Origin of the sequence: Larsenimonas rhizosphaerae (genome assembly GCF_026240105.1) — a bacterium.
GTDB classification, from domain to species: domain Bacteria; phylum Pseudomonadota; class Gammaproteobacteria; order Pseudomonadales; family Halomonadaceae; genus Larsenimonas; species Larsenimonas rhizosphaerae.
The window spans coordinates 117350-139040 of sequence record NZ_JAPIVE010000004.1 but is presented as its reverse complement, the minus strand read 5'-3'; the positions used below and the strand labels follow the sequence as shown (position 1 = coordinate 139040).

Genomic DNA, 21691 nt, shown 5'->3' with positions numbered 1-21691 from the left:
AGCAATGGCCAAAGCCAAAAGTGCCTTTGTCTGCACCGAGTGCGGCGCAGACTACTCCAAATGGCAGGGGCAGTGCTCGAACTGCCGGGAGTGGAATACCCTGACCGAGGTGCGCCTTTCCTCGCCGGCCCGACCGGGCAGTGGTGGCAGTGCAGGTGGAAGTACTGCGCGCCAGGGTTATGCCGGACTGGTAACCCCCAGTGTCACGGACCTGGGCGAGGTGGACCTGACGGAAGTGCCCCGGTTCAGCTCGACGTTCGGCGAGTTTGATCGGGTTCTCGGCGGCGGACTGGTGCCGGGGTCGGCGGTACTGCTGGGCGGTAGCCCCGGTGCCGGCAAGTCAACCCTGTTGCTGCAGGTGGCCTGTGCACTGGCGCAACAGAAAAAGGTGCTGTACGTCACCGGCGAGGAGTCCCTTTCCCAGGTGGCCATGCGTGCCAACCGTCTCAGACTGCCTACCCAGGGGCTCAGGATGCTGGGTGAAACCAGTGTCGAAACCGTGCTGGCTACAGCGCAGAAGGAGCAGCCGGCAGTACTGATCATCGATTCCATCCAGACCATGCACCTGGAGGATATTGCATCGGCGCCGGGTGGTGTGGCTCAGGTACGGGAATCTGCTGCGGCCCTGACCCGTTTTGCCAAGCAGAGCAATACCGTCCTGTTGCTGGTGGGGCATGTTACCAAGGACGGCACTCTGGCCGGCCCAAAGGTGCTGGAACACATGATTGATGCGTCACTGTTGCTGGAGGGGGACACCGATTCGCGCTTTCGGACCTTGCGAGGCCAGAAGAACCGGTTTGGCGCCGTCAACGAGCTGGGCGTATTTGCGATGCTTGAGCACGGCCTGAAGGAAGTGACCAATCCCAGTGCGATCTTTCTGTCACGTCAGGAGGAGCAGGCGCCCGGTAGCGTCGTCATGGTGGTATGGGAAGGTACCCGACCACTGCTGGTCGAGGTACAGGCCCTGCTGGACGAATCTTCGCTGGGCAACCCGCGACGTGTGGCCGTGGGGATGGATGGCCAGCGTCTGGCCATGCTGCTGGCGGTGCTGCATAGGCATGGCGGGTTGTTTACCGGTGATCAGGATGTCTTCGTCAATGTGGTCGGCGGGGTCAAGGTGCTTGAAACCAGCGCAGACCTTGCCGTACTGCTGGCCATTGTCTCGAGCCTTCGCAATACGCCGCTGCCACGTGAGCTGGTGGTATTTGGTGAGGTTGGGCTCTCTGGAGAGATTCGTCCGGTACCCAGTGGTCAGGAACGGTTGATTGAAGCTGCCAAGCATGGCTTCACACGAGCCATTGCGCCGCGGGCGAATATACCCAGAAAGTCCCCCGAGGGCATGGAGGTGGTGGCTGTCGAGAAACTGATGCAGGCCCTTGATGCACTCTAGGGTCACTAATCGACCGCCCTGCGCTAGACTCGAAGTACGATCACCGGCCACGGCCCATGATCATCGTTTATGACGTCAGAATATATTGTAAAAGGGCCTGCCCGGCTCTGAACCATTGCTTATACAGGGATGTGCCATGACTTCCATTCGTTTGACCCAGTACAGCCGTCATGCCGGCAGCGACTGCAAGGTTGCCTCGGATGTACTCGACTCCATTCTGGCCAACGCGGGTCCGGGTGCCATCAATAACCGACTGGTTGTTGGCAACCAGGACCACGAAGACGCCGCTGTCTATGACCTTGGTAATGGCCAGGGGCTGATATCCACCACGGATTTTTTCATGCCCATGGTGGATGATCCCTTCGATTTCGGACGGGTAGCTGCCACCAACGCCATGAGTGACGTGTTCGCCATGGGTGGCAAGCCGTTCATGGCACTCGGTATTCTGGGTTGGCCGGTCGATGTATTACCGGCTCGTGCTGCGGGCGATGTGGTTGCCGGTGCACAGGCAGTATGTCGTGAGCTGGGCGTGGCACTGGCGGGTGGGCACTCGATTGATACCAGCGAGCCCATGTTCGGGCTGGCAGTCAGCGGGATGGTGCCGCTTGAGCACATGAAGCGCAATATCGGTGCGCGCCCTGGTGACAAGCTCTATCTGACCAAGCCGATCGGCGTGGGGCTTTTGAACGAAGCCGGTCGCAAGGGCAAGCTGGATCCGGAGCATCATGGCTTTGCTACCGAGACCATGCTACGCCCCAACGTCATTGGTGCGGCACTTTCCCGGATCAAGGGCGTGAATGCCATGACGGATGTGTCCGGGTTCGGGCTGGCCGGCCATCTGTATGAAATGTGTCATGGCAGTGGTGTGCATGCCCGTATCGAGTTCAGTCGTATCGGCCGGCTCAGGGTGGCAGAAGGATACCGTCGGCAGGGGCTTGTTCCGGAGTCCACGGCACGCAATTTCAAGGCGCTGGGGTCGGCCCTTCACCCCATGGATGATGCCCACTGGCAGTGGCTGTGTGATCCGCAGACGTCAGGCGGCCTGCTCATCGCGGTAGACCCGGCCTGGGATGATGATGTTGAACGTGCGGGACGTGAATTCGGATTGACCCTGACGCCATTTGGCGAATGCACCGCGGCCCGTGACAACGAGCCGGTATTGCGGGTGATGGGATAACGGAACCGGAAGGGGCTCTGCCATGCATGCACCTGTAGGCATGGCAGGGGCCGGATGGTCAGTCGACCGATTCGGTCCAGGCCACCATGATCCTGTCCAGAAGCGGGGCAAGGTGATCAAAGAGGCGAGGCTGCTCCAGTGCGGTAGCCTCGTCCTGACTGGACAAGCCTTCCGGCAAGGTAAGGGCGGCATAGTGTGCCTGTGCCCAGGCTCGAGTGGCCTCGATATGGCCTTGCAGGGCAATGACCCGATTATCGTCCCAGCTGAAGCCCTGAACAGGGCAGGCGGCGCTGTGGCCTATGGGCGCGCAGTCATCCGGCAGTCCGAAAATTCGTGTATGCCATTGAAACAGGCAAAAGGCTGGAGGCAGGGCCAGCTCGGCCTCGTCGCTGCGCGTAATATCATGCCAGCCGATTTCCGCTCGGGGGGCCCGTGATACCACGGCTCCCATCGCATCAGCGATCAGTTCCGCTCCCAGCCCAACACCCATCAGTGGTTTGCTGCTTTTAAGCAAGCGATCGATCAGCTTGCGCTCTCGCTTGAGCCAGGGATGGCTTTCATCATCATGCGGACCCATGGGGCCGCCCAGAACAATCAACCCGTCAACATCTTCCGGGCGCGGGGGAACTTCGCCGCGATGCAGGGCGCAAATGTTGTAGCTATGGCCCATGCCGGTCAGCCAGTCGGCCAGACGGGCGGGCGTGCCATAATCACTGTGCTGTAAAAAGTAGATATGCATATGATAGGCCCATGATGAATAACCCACTGGCAGACAGCCAGCAGGAGGTCATGTGAAAGATGAGGTAAAAGAACAGGTTACTACGATAATGGCTCAAATCCCGCCTGGTCGGGTGACTACCTACGGTACCATCGCCGGCATGACGGACGGGGCGACGCCCCGCTACGTTGCCTGGGTGCTTCGAAGCCTGCCGTCGGATCACGTACTGCCCTGGTTTCGCATCGTGCGTGCCGGGGGCGTGCTGGCTGACCACAGTGGTGCTGCCGTTCAGCATGAACGGCTTCGGGCCGAGGGGGTGGTGTTTGATGAGCGTGGCCGGATTCCAACGCACTTTTTCTGGCCCTGATTCTGAACAGCACTGGCCGGCTGCGTTCATCGGCGCTGCCTTGCTCGCCAGGCAAGCCAGTCGCCGTGAGGCAGGGCCACGGCATCCATGGGGACCGGATCGAGCGCGTAATACCATGCTTCGCCATACGGGGTGACGAGTTCGGCGCGATGCAGGGGGTGGGTGTTGATCAGCGCCTCATCCAGTGCGTTCAGGTGCGAGTAAGTGAGAGAGTAGACTTCTCCATCAATGGGGGTCGTGCCTTCCGGCGACAGACACACCCCGCAGGTTGTTTCCAGAAGGGTAAAGGAAGTGGTGGTACGGTGGTGCCCCAGTAGCCGAGCACCATCGAGCAGGTGGTGCAATGGGGCGGTTCGCAGCAGATGAGCGTAGACAAACAGTCGCGGCATGACCCCTGTCCTCAAGCCTGGAGTTCGAGCCTTTCAAGCTAGCACACTCAGTGTATGATGACGTTTTTCTACCATCAGGAGAATGGCGCATGAGGTTTCCGGATTCCGCAACGCGTACGCGTATTCTGGCCCTGAGTGCCGATCAGGCCCTTGGCGTGGCGGCAGGGATGACCGAGCGGATGCTGCCCAATTATGTCTTGTACGCCGACGTCAGCGGTACCGGAGACGCTGCTCGTATCCGTGTCATGATTGACCTGATCTGGGAACAGCTGGGCCCCAGCCGTGCCACGATCGACTTTGAGCGCCAGGCGGAAAAACTGGTGGCGCTGGAACCGGATACTGACAGGGATGAGAGTTTTGGTGCACGGCTTGCCCTGGATGTCACCATGGCGCTGGCCAGTTGTTTCGACGGGTTGCAGAAGGCCGAGCCGCATCAGACAGCGCTGGAGGCACTGCGGCTGTCCGCAGGCGGAGTAGCGCGATTCATCGAGTACAGCGAAGGGGAGTCCGAGGATGATTCGCTGGATGAGCATCCGCTGATGGTGGATGAAACCGGATTCGCCGAGGCCTTGATCGAAGCCGTCGAGGAGACCCGGTTTGACCGTGAGGGACTCAAGCGTCTGCGCCGGCTGGCCCGTAATCAGGGGGTCAGCAACATCGGCCTCTCGCTCGATGATGATACCCCGGCCTGATGCCGGGGTAGAAACGCACTACAGGCGGACTTCGATGCCCTGTGCTGCCATGTGGCGTTTTGCATCTTCCACGGTATGCTCACCGAAGTGGAAAATGCTGGCGGCCAGCACGGCATCAGCGCCGCCTTCCTTGACGCCGGCCACCAGATCATCCAGTGATCCGACGCCGCCGGAAGCAATGACCGGTACGGTGACGGCGTCACTGATGGCTCGTGTCATCTCAAGGTTGAACCCCTGACGGGTGCCATCTCGATCCATGCTGGTCAGCAGTATTTCGCCAGCGCCATAATCGACCATCCTGCGAGCCCATTCCACGGCATCCAGCCCCGTGGTGTTACGCCCGCCGTGGGTAAAGACTTCCCACTTGAGCGGCTCTCCCGGTGCACTGACCTGCTTGGCATCGATGGCGACCACGATGCACTGGCTGCCGAACCGCTGTGATGCCTCGTAGACAAAATCCGGATTGGTAACGGCTGTGGTATTGATCGAGATCTTGTCTGCGCCGGCGTTGAGCAGGGCACGAATATCGTCGCAGGTGCGTATGCCACCACCCACTGTCAGCGGGATAAAGACTTCTCCGGCGATATGGCTGACCATTTCAAGGGTTGTGCCGCGGCCTTCGTGGCTGGCGGTAATATCGAGAAACGTGATTTCGTCAGCATTCTGCTCGTTGTAGCGCCGGGCGATCTCGACCGGATCGCCGGCATCCCGTATGCCGACAAAGTTGATGCCCTTGACCACTCGACCGCGGTCTACATCAAGACAGGGGATAATGCGTTTGGCCAGTGTCATGAGGTTTCCTTCGAGGTGTCATCTGTAGACGCGTCGCACAGGGCCTGGGCTTCACGCACATCAAGTGAGCCTTCATAGATGGCGCGGCCGGTGATCGCGCCCAGCAGGCCCTGATCGGCAACGGCAGCCAGGCCTCGGATATCATCCATGTTGGTCACTCCGCCGGACGCGATCACGGGCACGCCGCCTTCTCTTGCCAGGGCGACGGTGGCTTCGATATTGACCCCCTGCATCATGCCATCGCGAGCTATGTCGGTGTAGACAATGCTTTCAACGCCGTCATGGGCAAAGCGTCTGGCCAGTTCGGTGGCCTTGATGGTGGATACTTCGGCCCATCCATCGGTGGCAACAAAGCCGTCCCGCGCGTCCAGGCCGACAATGATACGGCCGGGGAACTCACGGCACATGTCGGTCACGAAGTCAGGATCCTTGACTGCCTTGGTGCCAATGATGACGTAACTGACGCCAGCGTCCAGATAGTACTGAATGGTTTCCCGCGAGCGAATACCACCGCCGATCTGTATCGGCAGGTCCGGATAGGCTCGGGCAATGGCCGTCACGGCATCGCCATTGACGGGGCGGCCTTCAAAGGCCCCGTTGAGATCCACCAGATGCAGACGTCGTGCACCGGCCTCCACCCAGCGCCTGGCCATGGCTACGGGGTCAGCGCCGTAATCGGTCGCGTCGTCCATGCGGCCCTGTTTCAGGCGAACGCAGTGGCCGTCTTTCAAATCAATGGCAGGTATGACCAGCATGTGTGTCCCTTTTATCGTTGTGGCAAGTGCAGCAGATGGTGGCGAAACGGCATGACTCGGCGTCGGCTCCTCAGGGTGACCATTCGACAAAGTTGGCCAGAAGCTTCAGACCCGCTGCTGCGCTTTTTTCCGGATGAAACTGTACGGCAAAAACGGCGTCCCGGCCGGTCGCGATGTGAGCGGTATGGTGCCCATAGGTGGTCGTGCCGAAGACATCGGCATGCTGCTCGGCAGCTACAAAGTAGCTGTGGACAAAATAGAATCGCTCGCCGGCCGGAATGCCTTCCCACAGTGGGTGCATATGTGTCTGATCAACACGATTCCAGCCCATGTGCGGAACCTTGAGGCGCTGACCATCTGCATCGGTCATGTCGGTCGCAAAGTGCTTTACTGATCCGGGCAGGTAATTCAGGCAGCGTACTCCGCCGTTTTCCTCGCTTCGGGTCATCAGCATCTGCTGACCGACGCAAATACCCAGAAACGGTTTGTCGCCATCGGCCAGCAGCGTATTGACCAGGCCCTTGAGTTCAGCGCGTTCCAGCTCGCTCATGCAGTCGCGAATGGCGCCCTGGCCTGGCAGTACCACCCGGGTAGCGCCCTTGATGGCTCGAGGGTCACGCGTAATGGTGACGCGCTCCTCACCTACATGTTCCAGCGCCTTGGCGACAGAGTGCAGATTGCCCATTCCATAATCGATGACGGCGATGGTCATGTGTTCTCCCGATTCGTCACGGCTGAAAAGCGGTGTTAAAGACTGCCCTTGGTGGAGGCAATGCGCCCGGTCATGCGGGGGTCGTGTTCGGCTGCCATGCGCAGGGCCCGGCCAAAGGCCTTGAAGATGGTTTCAACCTGATGATGGGCATTATGGCCTTTCAGGTTGTCAATGTGCACCGTGGCACGCGCATGGTTTGCAAATCCCTGAAAGAACTCGGATACCAGTTGGGTGTCGAATCGTCCGATGGTTGCGCGGGTAAACTCGGCGTCCATGAACAGCCCGGGGCGACCGGAAAAATCGATGACAACGCGTGACAGGGCTTCATCCAGCGGTACATAGGCGTGGCCGTAACGATAGATTCCCTTTTTATCGCCCAGTGCTTCGGCGAAGGCCTGTCCCAGGGCAATCCCGGTATCTTCAACGGTATGGTGATCGTCGATGTGCAGGTCGCCGTCAGCGTGTACTTCGAGATCAATCTGACCGTGGCGTGCTACCTGATCCAGCATGTGTTCAAAAAATGGCACCCCGGTCGAGGCATCAAGTCGCCCTTCGCCGTCGAGGTTGATACGTACACGAATACGGGTTTCCGACGTGTTGCGAGTGATTTCAGCGGTACGGGCGTCCAGATCAGGGCGGGACATCGGCATCTCCGGTGGAGTGAGTAAACCAGCCTCGGCTGGATGCTGGTATGCAATAAGGATCCATTATAGAGAAGGGGCCACTGCATCCGCTACACTGGTAATCGCTGCTTCGGGGCCATGTCTGTGTGGTTTTTTGTGGTGCGTTGTAAAAAAGAACCCGGAGAGGTTCGCGCAAGGTTCAGTCTCTTGTGACATGGACGATGTTAGATGGGTAGCGCCAGGGTAAGGGACGACATGAATCGGGGTCGGTATCGGCCTGGGTGAACGCCTGTCTGCACAACAGCAGGTGATGGTAAGGGAGTTACCGTATGAAAGCTTTGTTTCGCATACTGCTGGCCGCGGTCGGTGCGCTGGCATTATTGCTTGTTTGCGGGGTGGTTTATGTCACGACCTTTCTGGACCCGAATGATCTGAAGCCGCGTCTGGCGGAGGCGGTCAAGGCCCAGACCGGGCTTGAACTCTCCCTGGATGGGCCTCTGAGCTGGTCGTTTTATCCACACCTGGGGGTCTCCATCGAGGATGCGTCGGCGCGTCTGCCGAACGCGGGGGCAGGCAGTACGCCCTTCGCTTCGGTTGAAAAGGCCGATGTTGAAGTGGATTTCTCGTCGCTGCTGGTTGGCGATGTGTCGGTTGACGGTATCAATGTCAGTGGGCTGCAGCTCGATCTTGAGCGTGACGGCACCGGACGGGGTAACTGGGAGCAGATTGTTGATCACATGGCAAAAACACGTGGCACCCTGTCCAATGACAAGGAACGCCCGAAAAAGCCTGTTTCTCCGTCAAGGGCCGCTGATCAGCCGCTGGGCATTGATATCGCGAGCCTTGCCATCAACGGCGGGCGCGTTCATTACAGCGATGCAGCCAGCGGAGCGAATTACACCCTGAGTGAGCTGGATCTCAAGGGGGCCAATGTGGTGCCGGGCCAGTTCTTCCCGCTCAGCATGGCCTTCGATCTTGAAAGTACCTCGCCGGCATTTGTGACACATGTTTCCCTGAAAAGCCGTGTCCGTGCCGATCTGGCCAACTCCAGTTACACCCTGGAGAACCTGGTGGCCAATACCACATCCCGTTATCCCGAGCTGAGCGGTGATCGTGAGCAGTCGCTGGATCTTGCTGTTGCTCGGGTGTCGGCGGATCCGGGTCAGCAGATTTATCAGGTCGATGGCGTGAGCCTGGATGGTGAGGCGTATCTGCCCCGGAGTGGCGACAATGCCATCCCCGTTGGCCTCGATTTTTCGGCACGGGCCGACCTGCAAAAGGGCACGGCATCGGTGTCGGATCTGTCGCTGACCAGTGATAACGATTTTCGGCTGGTAGGGCATCTTGCCCTTACCGGGCTCGACAAGGCGCCGGCCTATGAAGGTCAGGTGACGCTTGCCCCGTTCAATCTACGTAAATGGCTTGAGCAGCATGCAGGTGCCACGCTGGCCAGCGCCGATAATCAGGCCCTGACGCGCATTGCCCTTGATTCGCCGATCAAGGGTGACATGAACACGTTGATGCTTTCCGGGCTCGATGTGTCACTGGATGATCAGAATTTCAATGGACAGGCTGCGATGGGCCTTGATGGTCGGCGTATTGCTCTGACGCTGGCGGGTCAGTCCTTTGATCTCGACCGCTATCTTGCACCGGTTGCGGCGAAGGAGGAAAAAACTGCGTCACTGAAACATCTGCTGGTGTCACCTGCCTATGCGGCCGTGGAAGAGTCTGCGCTGGTTCCCGTGGACTGGCTGCGCCAGGCAGCCCTGAAGCTTTCCCTGTCGATCAATCAGATGACAGCCAAACAGCTTTCACTAGGCAATGTATCGCTGCTGGTAGAGGGCAGTAAGGGTCAGCATGCCCTGAAGCATCTGTCTGCGGACCTTTATGGTGGCAAGGCATTGATCAAGGGAGGGCTGGATGTACGCAAGGCCCCTATTCAGTGGCGAATGACCGATACCCTTGAGGGCGTGAAGCTGGAGCCACTGCTTGCTGATGCCCTGCAAAAGACGGCTCCGATCAAGGGTACTCTGGCGATGAATGGCACGTTTACTTCACAGACCAATCAGCGTGACAGCCTGTTGAACAATCTTGATGGTCGTACGCAGTTCAAGGTCACGGATGGGGCACTGCTGGGGCAGAATCTGTCACAGCGCATGTGTCAGGTGGTAGCAGCAGTCAGCAGTAGTACGTCGGCGCGCGAGTGGGCTGATAATACGCCTTTTGACGCGCTTTCAGGCACGTTCGTCATCAAAAACGGCATTGCTCACAACGATGACTTCCGGCTGGATATCCCGGGGATTCGTTTCAGTGGGGCCGGTGAGGCCAACCTGCCGACTTCTCGGTTTGACTACGCCATTAACGCCGGTTTTATCAATACTGCGGACCCGGCAGCCTGCAAGGTCAGCGACAAGTTTCAAAAGGTCGATTTTCCGCTGCACTGCCAGGGTGCCTTTTCCGATGAGCCCGGTTCCTGGTGCAGCTTTGACCGTAATGGTTTCCAGGCGTCCCTTGCCGGACTGGCCGGTAGCGAAGTCAAACGCAAGCTTCAAAAAGAAGTTGAGCGCGGTCTGGGGGATAAAACCCGGCAAAGGATCAACGACAAGCTCGGAGAAGGAGCTGCTCAGGAACTAAAGAATGCCATCAATGGTCTATTTAAATGAGCAATCCTTGAAAGCCAGTCTTGAGCGCCGACCCTGTCGGCGCTTTTTTTATGTCTGTGCCATGGCCTGACATACTGTCACTCTTAACTTTCATGTGAGGATACCGCCTGATGACCGAATTGGCGGCTGATGACTTTCAGGCCCGCGTACTGGACTGGTTCGACCGACATGGCCGGACCCACCTCCCCTGGCAGCAGCAGCGCACTCCCTATCGCGTCTGGGTGTCAGAGATCATGCTGCAGCAGACCCAGGTAGCGACAGTGATCGATTACTACCACCGTTTCATGGCGCGCTTTCCGGATGTGCAGGCATTAGCCGAAGCGCCCGAGGATGAGGTGCTGCACCTCTGGACAGGGCTCGGCTATTATGCCCGAGCACGCAATCTTCATCGCGCTGCCCAGTGTGTGGTTGGCACTCATGGCGGGCACTTCCCGGTGGAAAGTGTCGAAGCCATGATGACGCTGCCTGGCATTGGCCGTTCAACTGCAGGCGCCATTATCAGCCTGTCTACCAACCAGCCTGCTCCTATCCTTGATGGTAACGTCAAACGGGTGCTGACACGCTACAGGGCCGTGGAAGGCTGGCCTGGGCAGACGGCTGTCGAGAGAAGGCTCTGGGGGCTGGCCGAGCAATTACAGCCTTCCGAGCGCGCTGCAGACTACACGCAGGCGATGATGGACCTGGGCGCCACGCTATGTACACGGAAGAGGCCTGCCTGCCTGCTCTGTCCGCTGGAGGATGCCTGTCAGGCGCATGCCGAAGGCGAGGAAGAGATGTATCCCCACAGCAAGCCCAGACGTCAGATTCCCGAACGGCAGGCCTGGTTTGCATTGCTTCATGACAGGAATGGCCGGGTGCTTCTTGAAAAACGGCCGGCAAGGGGGTTGTGGGGCGGTTTGTGGAGTCTGCCTCAGTTTGACTCGCTGGAGGCATTATCGGCGTGGCAGGAGGCCTTGCCGGGCGATACAGGCCGCCTCACATTCTGGACTCACTTTGTTCATGTGTTCAGCCACTTCAGATTGACGATTACCCCTTGCCCGATACGCTGGGAGGGTGGCTCTGATGTCCTGCGAGGTGACGGACAGGACTGGTATGATCCAGCCTCACCTGCCACCCTCGGGTTGGCCGCGCCGGTCAAGGCACTGCTGGCGCAATGCGACTTTGCAAATTCTCACGGATAAGGGACGGTTTTTTTCATGCACAAGGTAATGTGTCGTAAATACGGCGAGGAAATGGACGGCATGATGGCTCCGCCGTTGCCGGGTCCCAAGGGGCAGACACTGTACGAGACGGTTTCCAGGCAGGCCTGGGAAGAATGGCAGCAGCTTCAGACACGTCTGATCAACGAAAAACACCTCAGTATGCTTGACCCGGATGCGCGCCGTTACCTGATGGAGCAGATGGAGCGCTTTCTCGATAACGAGCCGACCGATATTGCAGAAGGCTACGTACCCCCCGAAAAATAAGGGCTGGCGGGGAGATTTGAAAATAGTTGAAAAGTTTTTCCGGAAAAGGCTTGACCGCAAAGGCGATTTTCTATTTAATTCGCTCCCGTTGGCAACGGCCAGATAGCTCAGTCGGTAGAGCAGGGGATTGAAAATCCCCGTGTCGGCGGTTCGATTCCGTCTCTGGCCACCATTTGCTGGGGTATAGCCAAGTGGTAAGGCACCGGTTTTTGGTATCGGCATTCCCAGGTTCGAGTCCTGGTACCCCAGCCAGTCAACACATTTTAATGCAGTGCCGACATAGCTCAGTTGGTAGAGCAACTGACTTGTAATCAGTAGGTCCCGGGTTCGACTCCTGGTGTCGGCACCATTAATCTTCCAGTCCAAGTAGTGAACTGGAATGAAATCAACCGCCCTTGAAGGCGGTTTTTTTGTGTCTGTATCACCTGCATGGTCAGGGTGGAGAAGTCTCTCTGCCACTATTTTCAGTCTATGGCTCTCGCACTCTGCAATTTGCTACCCAGGCGAATGTGAATGATCTTCGTGCGTGGTGCCTGGTATCGTGTTATTCGCTGGCATTCTTTACAGGCTGCTTCCAGCAAACTGATTGAGCGGTATGGTTTTTTCAGACTTCGCTATGAAAAATGCCGGCAGCAGTGGCAAGGGCTGGTCGAAAATTATTTAAAGCATATGGTCTTTTGGTGGGAGTTGTTCGTAATATATTGTTTTTAAATGATTTTTTATGGATGGTCTGGTTTGGATAATGAGGATTGGATTTTTCAAGTTTCATTAGTAGTCCGGTTCTCAAAAACCATGCTTTGTACGGTCAATTTGGATAGTGGTAATACGAGTAGCATTACATATCCACTGACAGGGGCGGGAAGGTATTGGCCATGATAATTCGGGCGGGTTGTGCGTGTTATCGTCGGCTGTTGCAAGGCCCCGAGATGCGGGGCTTCAGGCAACGCGTCCGCTGTGCCAATGGCAGTGGCCAATGATATGAACGTTTCCGAGTGCATCAGGATGGATGATTTCTGGCGCGTAATGGGTGTTGTCCGATGACAGGCGCAGTGAGCCATCGGACAGGCGCTGAAGTCGTTTGATGCGTAGCTCATCTCCGACTCGAATTAAAAACACGCCATCTGGTCGGGTCAGTGCCTTGTTGACCAGCACGGTATCTCCGTTTTTAAGCGTTCCTTCCATGGAGTCTCCGCGCACCCGGATGACTACCAGATCCTTCAAGTGCAGTCCTTCCTGAGTAATCCAGTCTCGCCGAAAACTCAGGTGGGATATGACATGCTCATCGTCGAACAGGCGTCCTGAGCCGGCCGCGGCTTCGATGTCATAAAGTGGTACGCCGGCATAATCCTGCTGCTGGTAACGCACTTCTGCATCGACAGGTTCGCTATAGGTCGATGATTCGTTGGGTGGGGAGTCGGCAGTAGTTTCCCTGCCCAGCACTAGCCAATCGAGGCTAACGTTGTACTGAACTGAAAGTTGAATGCATTCATCAATGGGTATCGTACCTCGCTTTCTCCAATTGTGAATGGCACTTGTGGATTTTCCGAAGCGTTTGGCCAGTGCATAGTCAGAAGTCAGGCCTGTAAGGGTCTTCATCCGTTCCATTATCAAGGCCGAGATAGTCATAGGGGCTATTTGCTGGTGCGTATTCATGACAATAGTATTCCTGCAATAGTTGACTATTCCCCAATATGTAAATAGTCTTCGAGTATGCTTCATTGAACTTAAAGGAGCATACCTTATCTGTAGGAGGCTGTCCGCCGGGCGAATTCTAAAAAGCACGATCGGCAACATTAGCGTTATTGATAATAACGAGTACCAGGAACTGGATGCTCGAATCGGGGAATTGGAGGTGTCAATTATGGATCGTAAAAGCAACTTGCGTCTCAGCTGCCCTCACTGCGGTGCCTTTGCAAGAATTCGTAAAAGCCAGCAGCTAACGCCGATATACCGAGAGGCGGTAGTGGAATGTCAGAATCCTGACTGTGGATGGCGTGGCAAGCTGGCACTGGAGCTGACGCAAACGTTGACCTTTAGTCTGCATCCCAATCCGGATATCAGGCTACCAATGGCGCCCAAGTTAAAGGAGCGGATGCTGAAACAGCTTTCGTCCTGAAACCTGTAAGGCAAAGTGCGGGGGAGATCTGTTGTATGGCAGATCTCTCTTGTTCAAAGGGTTGTTTGCCTGCTCAGGCTATTAATCAAAAAGGGCACCCCATTGTTCATCCAGTTCGCGAGAGTCGAACTTCATCAGGCCAGCCATCGGTGTGAAGGTCATTTCACCAAAATAGATATCATCCCCAATCAGGTAGAAATCAACCCTGACGTATGAAAATCCCCTGGCAAGCTTCAAGGCCAGCTCCATGGCGGCATCGAGATTATGCGGCTTTTCAAGCTCAATGCCTGAGTCCAGACGTTCTTCACGTACCCGCACCAGCTTCCAGTCAGAATCATAAAAATCCACGCGATAATTGGTAAACCTGTCATGGCTGATTTCTATGTAAATGACGGGTTCTTCGCCTGGCTTTTGAAAGCAATGGAACTTGTAATCCTTCGGAACCTTGCCGGACTCATCCAGTAACAACTTTTCAAAGATCAGTCGAGGCTCGATGGGCTTGTACTGATTTTCACGACAAACCGTATAAAAATTGCTGGATAGCCATTTCTGGCTCAGGTTGTAGAGTTCCGGGAATGTAACATGACGCTTGTCGTCAACCAGAAGGTTGAACCCTGACCCATGGCTGGCCTTCATCACAAACTGGTTGGGAAGTTCGTCGAATAATTCCGGGGTGAGCTGGCGAGCTACACCAAGGCATGGCGTCAGGTTCTGTTCGCCAATGCAGTGTTTTACATAGCTTCTTGCTTCCACCTTGTCGCTCAGAATTGAAAAAACCGGCTCGGGATGCAGTTTCCTGTAGCAGATTTTCTCGTTGAATGTTTTCGGGTTGCGCAGGTTGGGAAATTCCCCGAAGGCGCGTTTGTAGCGAAGCGGTACATGCAGCCGGTCCGACAGGGAGTTCATGATGTTGCTGCGCAGTACAGCCATCAACGCATCGAGGGCGCGACGTGGGCTATAACGTTTCCCCAGCTGCCGAAGGCTGCGTGTCTTGTCGCGGGCTCTGATATCCGAGCTATCGCGGGTTTTGCCCGGTGCTATCCTTGGCATCGGTCTTCTCCATCATCGGTAAGGTGACACAGGCCTTGAGCTGTAGTTTGAGTATGCGGCCCTTTTGGAAAAACAGGTTGAAGGCAACAGACGACAGTATCTCGGCGCACAGTGTCGAGATGGCTGCGCCGGCGCCTCCATAAATCGGGATCAGTACATAATTCAGGACGATGTTGAGCAGAGCTACTGACATCATCTTGTAAAAAAGAAACTGATAGCCTCCCAGCACGGTAATCGTTCGGTAGCTGATGGTGCCTATGGCCGAAAAGAGCGTGCTGAAGGCACTGATGTACAAAATGTCAGTGGCCGGGGTAAAGCTTTCGCCATAAATCAGGGACACTGCCCAGGGGCTTGATAATGACAGCGCCAGCGAGGCAGGAAGTGACATCCATATTACCTTGCTGAACAGGGCCTTTGTTCTTGCATCAAACTGGCGTGTATTGCCTGAGCTCTGGCTGATGCCGACCATATAGGATGCAATGATGGCCTGTGGGATGAAGATCCATCCTTGCGCCAGCGTGATGGCGGCGGTGTAGTACCCGACCGCTTCGTGATTGACGAGCATGCCCAGCATGATCTGGTCGGTCTTGGTATATAGAACGATGGCCAGTCCGGAGAAGGCCAGGGGAAGGCCTACTCTTAACAGATATCGAGCATGGCGACGTGAACCACGTACATCGCGCTGTTGTAATACATCGCTGTTACGCTCGTAAAAATAGCGTTTCATCAGGTAGGAGGTGGCCCACTGAGCAATGCTTGCCAGAGCAAAGGCGGTCACGGACAGCTTGGCGGCAACAAATGCCAGTTTTAAAACGACCGAGGCCAGTAACGCCGAGTTCTGGCACAGGGTATTGATTCTGGATTCCAGTCGCGCGTTGAAAAAAACCTGGTATACATCGTTGGTGGTAAAAAAGCTGCCCCACAGGATGATGAGGAAAACGTTTCTTTTTTCAGCATTTTCAAAGTAAAACAACGCAAAAAGGCTGAAAAGGGACGCCATCATGACAAATATGATGGCGCGCAGGCGCGCAGAGGATTTCAGCAGGCGCAGACCACTTACCGGGTTGCGAGACAGCCGATTGAAGACAATGTTGTTGGCGCCAAGTGTCGTAAAAGGCGATATCAAGCCCGTCATGGCAAGCGAAAAGCCCAGTACACCGAACAATTCGGGGCCCAGGTATCGTGCTACGTAAACATTGACGAAGATTCCGGCCAGAACAAAGAATATTTTCTCGAACAGGATCCAGAGGGTATTGGCGCGAACGGTTTGCATATGCTTCAAAGTGAAAGGTAAGGAAAGACTATTGGATCAAGCTGTTCCATCATGTCTTATGATGACACTGGTACGCGCTCGGGGATGTGCCATATGTGCTTTGTTAGCAGGCTTTATACCTGTTTCTGCCTGAGCGCCATCGAGGTTCTTCAAAGTATGGTTAGAGTACATTAGGTGTTTTTAAAAATCAGCGTCAGCGTTGCCAGTCGGCGAGTGTAAAAGGTCGTGTTTTGGGAAAGCGGTTTCCCATCAGGCGCTTACCTTTGTCGCGGTGGTACGGTGGGCCACTGTTGTTCAGGTTCATTATTGTGAACGCATTCCAGAACCTCGCTCAGCTGTTCTCTGCAATGTCTGATGCCGCACTCCCATATCACCAGAACTCGCCATCCATCCTCGCGCAGCAGTGCTATCTGGCGTTGATCTCGCTCGACATTCTTCTGTAGCTTTTCCTGCCAGAATGCTTTCCGTGTCGCAGGAGAGGTTGCATAAAAGCACTCCGGGTGCCGATGCCAGAAGCATCCATGTACAAAAACTACCAGGTTGTGTCGCGTCAGTACCAGATCAGGTTTTCCGGGCAGGTCCTTGCGGTGAAGGCGATAACGTAACCCATTGCCATGAAGAAAGCGCCTGATGGTCAACTCCGGCTGGGTGTTCTTGCCCTTGATGCCTGCCATCATTCTCGAACGGGTGGCGCCATCGACTACATCGACCATGAATTTCTCCTCTTCACGTGCCATCAAGTGGCACAGTATGGGTCGGTTTGAGGCTTTATGCGGCACCCTTTTTAGAAGGAATCCTGCAGGTGTATAAGCTCTCCTTAATTCTGGAATGCTATTGATGGCCTCTTGTGAAAAGAGGAAACAATAATGAGCCTTTTAACCGATAATCGTTACCGCTATGGATTGGTGAGCCGCATGTTTCACTGGTCCATGGCAGCGCTTCTGTTCTGGCAGATCGGCGGCATAGTCATCTCTGAGCTGTTCAGTCGCAACCTGTCGTGGGTGAGTGCCTGGCGAGGTACACATTTCTCGGTAGGAGTACTGATTTTGGCCCTGGCCCTCATGAGAGCTGTCTGGGGATTAATGAGCTTTCGTAATCGCCCTCGTGCATTGGATAAAACGGGCAAATGGGCTGCGTATGGGCATATGGCCTTATATGGCTTCATGCTTGTCACGCCTGTACTGGGGCTGCTTCTTGTGTATGGCGCAGGCAAACCGCTTGTCTTTTTCGGAGGGCATCTTTGGGGAGTTCATGACCCACTGCAGTGGGCATACAAGACCGGAGATCTTTTGCATGGCGTTATGGCATGGACATTTCTGGCCGCAATCGCGGGTCATATGAGCATGGTGATTTATCATCATTATGTTTTGAAGGATGCAACGCTGTCGCATATGGTCGGAAAACCGAAATCTGACGTTTAAGGAAGCGGCCCTGATCAGCGTCATTTTTCATAAGCCCATGCCCAGTGACGTTTACGGGCTGTCGTGTGCTGGGGGATGGGCCCAACATAAAAAGAGCCCGGCGAGGGCCGGGCACAAGATACTAAAGCGACATCGCTACATTAACCTGTCGCCGAATGAATAGCCTCTGGCAGCATGTGTCGCGCCATGGGCTTATCCACTTCTTGATAGCCTGAGGTTTTCGTCTCTAAGTTGCAGCTTTCAATCAGCGACTGTCATGGAGTTACCTGGTTCATGGCTTCATTTCAGGCAACAAAAAAGCCGCTGTCATCGACAGCGGCTTTCGTGTTTGGTGGAGGCGGCGGGAATTGAACCCGGCCCGGGGGCCGGTGTTGTCAGGGGTTTTGTCTGAAATCAGCGCGAGCGAACCCATAACGACCTCCTGTGTCGTTTGAAATGCAGTAAGCAGGGGGGAGTGCGTGGTGGGGGCCATCACCGTGTGATGAGCAAGCGCCTCATGACGCACCAGCCGCAACAGATCGGTCAGGGTAAGTGCCTGGGTGGGGCCATCTGACTGACGAATCACCAGCAGGTTTGCGGTGCTGGCATCAAGATCGATCCATGCGGTGCGGTTGACCGCTTCCAGCTCGGCGTAGGCCTGAAGCGCCAGAATGCTCGCGTTATCGCGGGGCTGGTCATGTTCGGTCATCAGATGCGCACAGCATCTGGCCACAGCATCCTCGCGGCTTGCCGGCCGGGGCAGGGTGAGCAGAAACGCGGTGACGGCGTTGGTGGTATCGAGATGAGTCCAGGCCGAGGGCTGTGAGTGGCATGAGGGCGACTGGCTTGTAGTGAATGAAAATCAGCCGCTAATGGATGGCGCCAGGGTTGTGGTGGCGCTGGAAGGGGAGCTGGTCGTGCGAACCCTGCGGCGGATTAATGACACCCCCATGTTATGCGATGCCAATGGAAGCCACGGCCATGATGTGGGTAACGCTCAGGTGTTGGGTGTGGTGGTGAGCATGGTTCGGCAGGTGGAGTAGCGGGCATGCGCCAGAGTGTTTCCAGTGAGGATTACCGGCAGTTCAGAGAGTGGCAGAAAACCTGTCCGGTGCGCTGCACCTTCCTATTATGGATTGATCCAGTGGCGCAAGCGGAAGGAACGCGCGGGCTGGAAGGATGGCAAGCGTTACCGAATCCCCAGGGGCAGGCCGATCGAGTACTGCGCAGTGCATGCGGGCACTATCTGGAAGGGGGTGACACTATTGGCGCGGTATTCGGTGCAGCATGAGTATATCGAGGGTTCACCGGCCTGTCAGGCAAGGCTGACAGGCCTGAATGCGCTGCTCAGGCAGGCAAACCATCAACCGGTTCGGCCTGAACCGGCTCTTCATGGATCCTGATCGCCTTTACATTGATGACGACGCACCGGGTCATCTTGTCGTGCAAAGCCTGTTTCTTCTTGGTGAACGCGCCCATCAGGTATCCAACCATAAGCAGCAATCCTGACAGGTACTTGGAAAAGTGGCGGGCACTCGCACGGCCGAAGCCGATCCGGTGGCCATCCAGTGTGCACACCTTCAGTCCCATAACGAGCTTGCCAATAGTAGCCTGACGTTTTGAGGACTCATAACCGGCGAAATAGAGCCAAAAGACAGTCGCATGGATCAATGGTGATATATAGGGTTTATTCGCCATGGTGTAGGTGACCTGTTCCAGCGCAACGCTGTAATCAGGGCTCAGGAAAAAAATGAACGTGAACAAAGTGAATACGGAAACCAGAGTGGTTCCACCCATAAGGAGAGAAAAGTCGATGAAAAAGGCGACCGCTCGTCTCCAGAAGCCGGCGTAGGTCATGAAATGGTTCCTGTCAGGGGGTAAGCCAATGCGCACCATGCGCTTAAAAGAGGCTTAACGGCCCCATCCCATCCCTACTTTAGAAAAGTAGACGTGCTCTATAAAAAAAGACCCTGCCAAAATCGATAGGGCCAATGGACAAGCCATCGTTGAGGTAACTCAAGGCGAATGCGTCGAGTGGCAGAAATTATCCACTCGTGAGCAGTGCTGTGCGGTTCATGCGGGCGCGACACTGCTGGTGCGGTATTCGGTGCAGGATGAGTATGTCGAAGGTTCATCAGCTGGCTGCTGATTCGTCAGCTTGAGGTGGACTAAGTGGTGTGGCGATTATCGGTTCATTAGCCCGGCTTCGAATGCGTCGAACAAGGTTTGGCAGTCATCCCGGGGGCGGCCTGATCACGCCATGTCCGTAAGAAGCATGTCGATGCTTCGATGAGCAGTGCGGCTAACACCTCCAACGTTTCTTCCAGGGCAATCTGGCGTACGCGATGGCCAAGCAGATACGCAGCAGCTATCTGAATATTATAGTCGTAGCGGCGCATTACAAACTGCCATTCTGTTTCAAACAACGTACCTCTATCAGCATCGATACGTTCGTAGTTGCCCAGTAGATAATCGATGTCGGCGGCGTCCTTGCGGCTTACTATTGGATCTCGCTCACTCCAGGCAATCAGTTTCATGATCATTATCCCTTCAAGGCTTGCGACGGGAAGCACAAGGCCGGGCTCATCATCGAACTCAATGCGGCACGCTGAGCGGTAGCTTTCCTCGAATTCGGTTACGGTCATTTCGATCGTACCCTCCGGTGGCTAGGCGATATGGCCTTCCTCGTTGGCGATTTCCCCGAACGGTATGATGTCTATATAGCCCCCGGGTTCATGCACTAATCGATGTTCTGTTGCTGTTGCGCTGTACCCTTGTGCGATCAAGGCGTCCCGCACGGCCTGAAAGGCTGGCCAGTCACTGACCTGGAGCGCAATGTCGACATCGAACGTGGCTCGTTGAACAGGAGCCCCATAGACGTGGTGGAGTATTAGATCCCGTGCCTTGGCGCCGATAAGCACAAATTCGACCCCTCTTGTACTGCAGGCGGTGTGTGCGTCACGCAGAATGGCTTGAGTCTCCGGATCAATCGACTTCTTAAGACGAAGCGAGGTCGTTATCATGGATCATCCGGGCAGCTTCAAGATTGCGCGAATCGCCACTGGCGATCAGCTCGGCGTAGGTGAGCAAGGGTGATGCAGTAGATTCTGGACGAAATTTTGTGCCTGGCTCCTCATACCCATCATCCCAGAAGTTTCGCATTAGCTTGAAGTTGGGTTCAGTGCCTTTGGGTGCCTGGCGCAGCCTATATTCCTGCATGACGGCTGCTCGATATTGTTCCGGTACGTAAAGCGTTGCAATCTGGGGCTGTAAATACTGGGTGTATTCGCGGGCGGCGACTTCGCCACCCCATGCACCGTGCACTATTGAAACTTCTGGATCACCCCACCGCTTGTCCCCTTCATGCAGGAAATAGCCGAACAGTAGCTTTGGAGCCAGCTTTTCAGCGTACCCTTGCACCCAGCGCTCGATAAGCCCCTTACGGTCATGGAAAACCAGTTGACCTTTGCGGTCACGTCTCAGGAAAAAACCGTTTTCAAGGGCCGTTAGAACAATGCCTACTGTACCGTGGGCAACGCCGGTATGCTGGGCAATATCACGCATCGATCGCGTAAGCGCCTTATTATCTGTCAGCAAATGATAGATAACCATCAGACCCTTTGGCTGAAGAGCGCGGTCGATACGTTCGGCTTTCGTCACGACATCAAGACTGGCAGTCACTCCAGCAGCGGTTACTGCTTTAACTGCGGGAAGGTCAACAATGTTGACTGGCTTATTTCCTCTAATGCGCACCTTCAGATTTGGCAGATCAATGAAGGCATTGCCAGCCATATCGATAAACTGAATGGCGGCTGCCTGCAGTTTTTTTGCCACATTGGCATTAATGTAATCAGCCAGCAGAAGCTCATCTTTGCTGGATGAGAATTTTTGGAGCAGAAGCGGCAGGTTATGAGATGCCCAGCGTTTGATGGCGCCGTTCAGCTCATACTGCGCTAGCTGGACATTACAGTCGTGACCTTCAACGTTCTGTTGAAGTAACGTTCCTGGAAGTCCTGTTTCGCGCGTGAATGCTTCCAGTGCTATCTGTGCAACGGTTTTCTCATCCACTGGATTTGTCCATTATTTATCCATGTCCATTAATAATGTA

The 21691-nt window shown here is 55.6% G+C and carries 26 protein-coding genes, 3 tRNA genes and 1 pseudogene; 14 read left to right on the top strand and 16 right to left on the bottom strand.

Annotated features, from left to right (window positions below):
- The first annotated feature begins 4 nt into the window (after window positions 1–4).
- Together radA and selD are read left to right on the top strand one after the other, a co-directional pair.
- Window positions 5–1390 (top strand): DNA repair protein RadA, encoded by a 1386-nt coding sequence (gene radA / locus OQ287_RS13315; RefSeq protein WP_250938437.1) that lies wholly within the window; start codon window positions 5–7, stop codon window positions 1388–1390.
- A 136-nt stretch (window positions 1391–1526) separates the two neighbouring features.
- The gene (selD, locus tag OQ287_RS13310) at window positions 1527–2567 is read left to right on the top strand and encodes a selenide, water dikinase SelD (RefSeq protein ID WP_250938439.1); all 1041 of its coding nucleotides are present in this window, start codon (window positions 1527–1529) and stop codon (window positions 2565–2567) included.
- Window positions 2568–2625: 58 nt separating this feature from the next.
- Here the strand turns inward: selD and OQ287_RS13305 are convergent, their stop codons facing one another.
- Complete coding sequence (locus OQ287_RS13305; protein ID WP_265896760.1) at window positions 2626–3306, bottom strand: type 1 glutamine amidotransferase; 681 nt, start codon at window positions 3304–3306, stop codon at window positions 2626–2628.
- A gap of 52 nt (window positions 3307–3358) precedes the next feature.
- Between OQ287_RS13305 and OQ287_RS13300 the strand changes: the two genes are divergently transcribed.
- Complete coding sequence (locus OQ287_RS13300; RefSeq protein WP_265896759.1) at window positions 3359–3652, top strand: MGMT family protein; 294 nt, start codon at window positions 3359–3361, stop codon at window positions 3650–3652.
- A 26-nt stretch (window positions 3653–3678) separates the two neighbouring features.
- Here the strand turns inward: OQ287_RS13300 and OQ287_RS13295 are convergent, their stop codons facing one another.
- Window positions 3679–4041: a gamma-glutamylcyclotransferase gene (locus OQ287_RS13295; RefSeq protein ID WP_265896758.1), complete on the bottom strand. Its 363-nt coding sequence runs from the start codon at window positions 4039–4041 to the stop codon at window positions 3679–3681.
- An 89-nt stretch (window positions 4042–4130) separates the two neighbouring features.
- Between OQ287_RS13295 and OQ287_RS13290 the strand changes: the two genes are divergently transcribed.
- The gene (locus tag OQ287_RS13290) at window positions 4131–4733 is read left to right on the top strand and encodes a YjaG family protein (RefSeq protein WP_265896757.1); all 603 of its coding nucleotides are present in this window, start codon (window positions 4131–4133) and stop codon (window positions 4731–4733) included.
- Between the two features lie 18 nt (window positions 4734–4751).
- Here the strand turns inward: OQ287_RS13290 and hisF are convergent, their stop codons facing one another.
- The 4 genes from hisF to hisB form a co-directional block, all read right to left on the bottom strand.
- A complete protein-coding gene (hisF, locus tag OQ287_RS13285) occupies window positions 4752–5525 on the bottom strand; it encodes an imidazole glycerol phosphate synthase subunit HisF (protein ID WP_265896756.1) in 774 nt (257 codons plus the stop codon).
- The gene (gene hisA, locus OQ287_RS13280; protein ID WP_250938452.1) at window positions 5522–6280 is read right to left on the bottom strand and encodes a 1-(5-phosphoribosyl)-5-[(5-phosphoribosylamino)methylideneamino]imidazole-4-carboxamide isomerase; all 759 of its coding nucleotides are present in this window, start codon (window positions 6278–6280) and stop codon (window positions 5522–5524) included. Before hisA ends, hisF begins: the two co-directional genes overlap by 4 nt.
- Window positions 6281–6350: 70 nt before the next feature.
- Window positions 6351–6992: an imidazole glycerol phosphate synthase subunit HisH gene (gene hisH, locus OQ287_RS13275; RefSeq protein ID WP_250938455.1), complete on the bottom strand. Its 642-nt coding sequence runs from the start codon at window positions 6990–6992 to the stop codon at window positions 6351–6353.
- A gap of 35 nt (window positions 6993–7027) precedes the next feature.
- A complete protein-coding gene (hisB, locus tag OQ287_RS13270) occupies window positions 7028–7621 on the bottom strand; it encodes an imidazoleglycerol-phosphate dehydratase HisB (RefSeq protein ID WP_284732788.1) in 594 nt (197 codons plus the stop codon).
- A 323-nt stretch (window positions 7622–7944) separates the two neighbouring features.
- On the opposite strand from hisB, the gene OQ287_RS13265 reads away from it, so the two are divergent.
- From OQ287_RS13265 to OQ287_RS13240, 6 genes are all read left to right on the top strand, one after another.
- Window positions 7945–10278, top strand: coding sequence for an AsmA family protein (locus tag OQ287_RS13265; RefSeq protein ID WP_265896755.1), 2334 nt, complete (start codon window positions 7945–7947; stop codon window positions 10276–10278).
- A gap of 110 nt (window positions 10279–10388) precedes the next feature.
- On the top strand, window positions 10389–11459 hold the full coding sequence (gene mutY, locus OQ287_RS13260; RefSeq protein WP_265896754.1) for an A/G-specific adenine glycosylase: 1071 nt from the start codon (window positions 10389–10391) through the stop codon (window positions 11457–11459).
- Window positions 11460–11474: 15 nt separating this feature from the next.
- Window positions 11475–11744 (top strand): oxidative damage protection protein, encoded by a 270-nt coding sequence (locus OQ287_RS13255; protein ID WP_250938461.1) that lies wholly within the window; start codon window positions 11475–11477, stop codon window positions 11742–11744.
- 96 nt (window positions 11745–11840) lie between these two features.
- Window positions 11841–11916, top strand: a tRNA-Phe gene (locus OQ287_RS13250).
- Between the two features lie 5 nt (window positions 11917–11921).
- Window positions 11922–11996, top strand: a tRNA-Gln gene (locus OQ287_RS13245).
- Between the two features lie 21 nt (window positions 11997–12017).
- Window positions 12018–12093, top strand: a tRNA-Thr gene (locus OQ287_RS13240).
- 255 nt (window positions 12094–12348) lie between these two features.
- Here OQ287_RS13240 and OQ287_RS13235 read toward each other — a convergent pair.
- Window positions 12349–12513 (bottom strand): hypothetical protein, encoded by a 165-nt coding sequence (locus tag OQ287_RS13235; RefSeq protein WP_265896753.1) that lies wholly within the window; start codon window positions 12511–12513, stop codon window positions 12349–12351.
- A 167-nt stretch (window positions 12514–12680) separates the two neighbouring features.
- Window positions 12681–13340 (bottom strand): LexA family transcriptional regulator, encoded by a 660-nt coding sequence (locus OQ287_RS13230; protein WP_265896752.1) that lies wholly within the window; start codon window positions 13338–13340, stop codon window positions 12681–12683.
- 265 nt (window positions 13341–13605) lie between these two features.
- Between OQ287_RS13230 and OQ287_RS15360 the strand changes: the two genes are divergently transcribed.
- Window positions 13606–13860 carry an ogr/Delta-like zinc finger family protein gene (locus tag OQ287_RS15360; protein ID WP_350355176.1) on the top strand — a complete coding sequence of 85 codons (255 nt, stop codon included), beginning with the start codon at window positions 13606–13608 and terminating at the stop codon, window positions 13858–13860.
- Between the two features lie 81 nt (window positions 13861–13941).
- Here OQ287_RS15360 and OQ287_RS13225 read toward each other — a convergent pair whose 3' ends face one another.
- From OQ287_RS13225 to OQ287_RS13215, 3 genes are all read right to left on the bottom strand, one after another.
- Window positions 13942–14910, bottom strand: a complete 969-nt coding sequence (locus tag OQ287_RS13225) for an ATP-grasp fold amidoligase family protein (RefSeq protein WP_250938549.1) — start codon at window positions 14908–14910, stop codon at window positions 13942–13944.
- Window positions 14876–16183 (bottom strand): flippase, encoded by a 1308-nt coding sequence (locus tag OQ287_RS13220; RefSeq protein ID WP_265896751.1) that lies wholly within the window; start codon window positions 16181–16183, stop codon window positions 14876–14878. Before OQ287_RS13220 ends, OQ287_RS13225 begins: the two co-directional genes overlap by 35 nt.
- Window positions 16184–16440: 257 nt before the next feature.
- Window positions 16441–16896: a very short patch repair endonuclease gene (locus tag OQ287_RS13215; protein WP_250938553.1), complete on the bottom strand. Its 456-nt coding sequence runs from the start codon at window positions 16894–16896 to the stop codon at window positions 16441–16443.
- A gap of 153 nt (window positions 16897–17049) precedes the next feature.
- On the opposite strand from OQ287_RS13215, the gene OQ287_RS13210 reads away from it, so the two are divergent.
- Window positions 17050–17604, top strand: coding sequence for a cytochrome b (locus tag OQ287_RS13210; RefSeq protein WP_250938555.1), 555 nt, complete (start codon window positions 17050–17052; stop codon window positions 17602–17604).
- 271 nt (window positions 17605–17875) lie between these two features.
- Here the strand turns inward: OQ287_RS13210 and OQ287_RS13205 are convergent, their stop codons facing one another.
- The gene (locus OQ287_RS13205) at window positions 17876–18292 is read right to left on the bottom strand and encodes a hypothetical protein (protein WP_265896750.1); all 417 of its coding nucleotides are present in this window, start codon (window positions 18290–18292) and stop codon (window positions 17876–17878) included.
- Window positions 18293–18425: 133 nt separating this feature from the next.
- Between OQ287_RS13205 and OQ287_RS13200 the strand changes: the two are divergent.
- Window positions 18426–18626, top strand: a pseudogene (locus OQ287_RS13200) (hypothetical protein); the annotation flags it as partial.
- Between the two features lie 5 nt (window positions 18627–18631).
- On the top strand, window positions 18632–18874 hold the full coding sequence (locus OQ287_RS13195; protein ID WP_265896749.1) for a hypothetical protein: 243 nt from the start codon (window positions 18632–18634) through the stop codon (window positions 18872–18874).
- A gap of 56 nt (window positions 18875–18930) precedes the next feature.
- Here the strand turns inward: OQ287_RS13195 and OQ287_RS13190 are convergent, their stop codons facing one another.
- The 4 genes from OQ287_RS13190 to OQ287_RS13175 form a co-directional block, all read right to left on the bottom strand.
- Window positions 18931–19440, bottom strand: a complete 510-nt coding sequence (locus OQ287_RS13190) for an RDD family protein (protein WP_265896748.1) — start codon at window positions 19438–19440, stop codon at window positions 18931–18933.
- A gap of 338 nt (window positions 19441–19778) precedes the next feature.
- Window positions 19779–20228, bottom strand: coding sequence for a nucleotidyl transferase AbiEii/AbiGii toxin family protein (locus OQ287_RS13185; RefSeq protein ID WP_265896747.1), 450 nt, complete (start codon window positions 20226–20228; stop codon window positions 19779–19781).
- A 21-nt stretch (window positions 20229–20249) separates the two neighbouring features.
- A complete protein-coding gene (locus tag OQ287_RS13180) occupies window positions 20250–20606 on the bottom strand; it encodes a hypothetical protein (protein WP_265896746.1) in 357 nt (118 codons plus the stop codon).
- Window positions 20581–21651 (bottom strand): type IV toxin-antitoxin system AbiEi family antitoxin, encoded by a 1071-nt coding sequence (locus OQ287_RS13175; protein ID WP_265896745.1) that lies wholly within the window; start codon window positions 21649–21651, stop codon window positions 20581–20583. Before OQ287_RS13175 ends, OQ287_RS13180 begins: the two co-directional genes overlap by 26 nt.
- Between the last annotated feature and the right edge of the window lie 40 nt (window positions 21652–21691).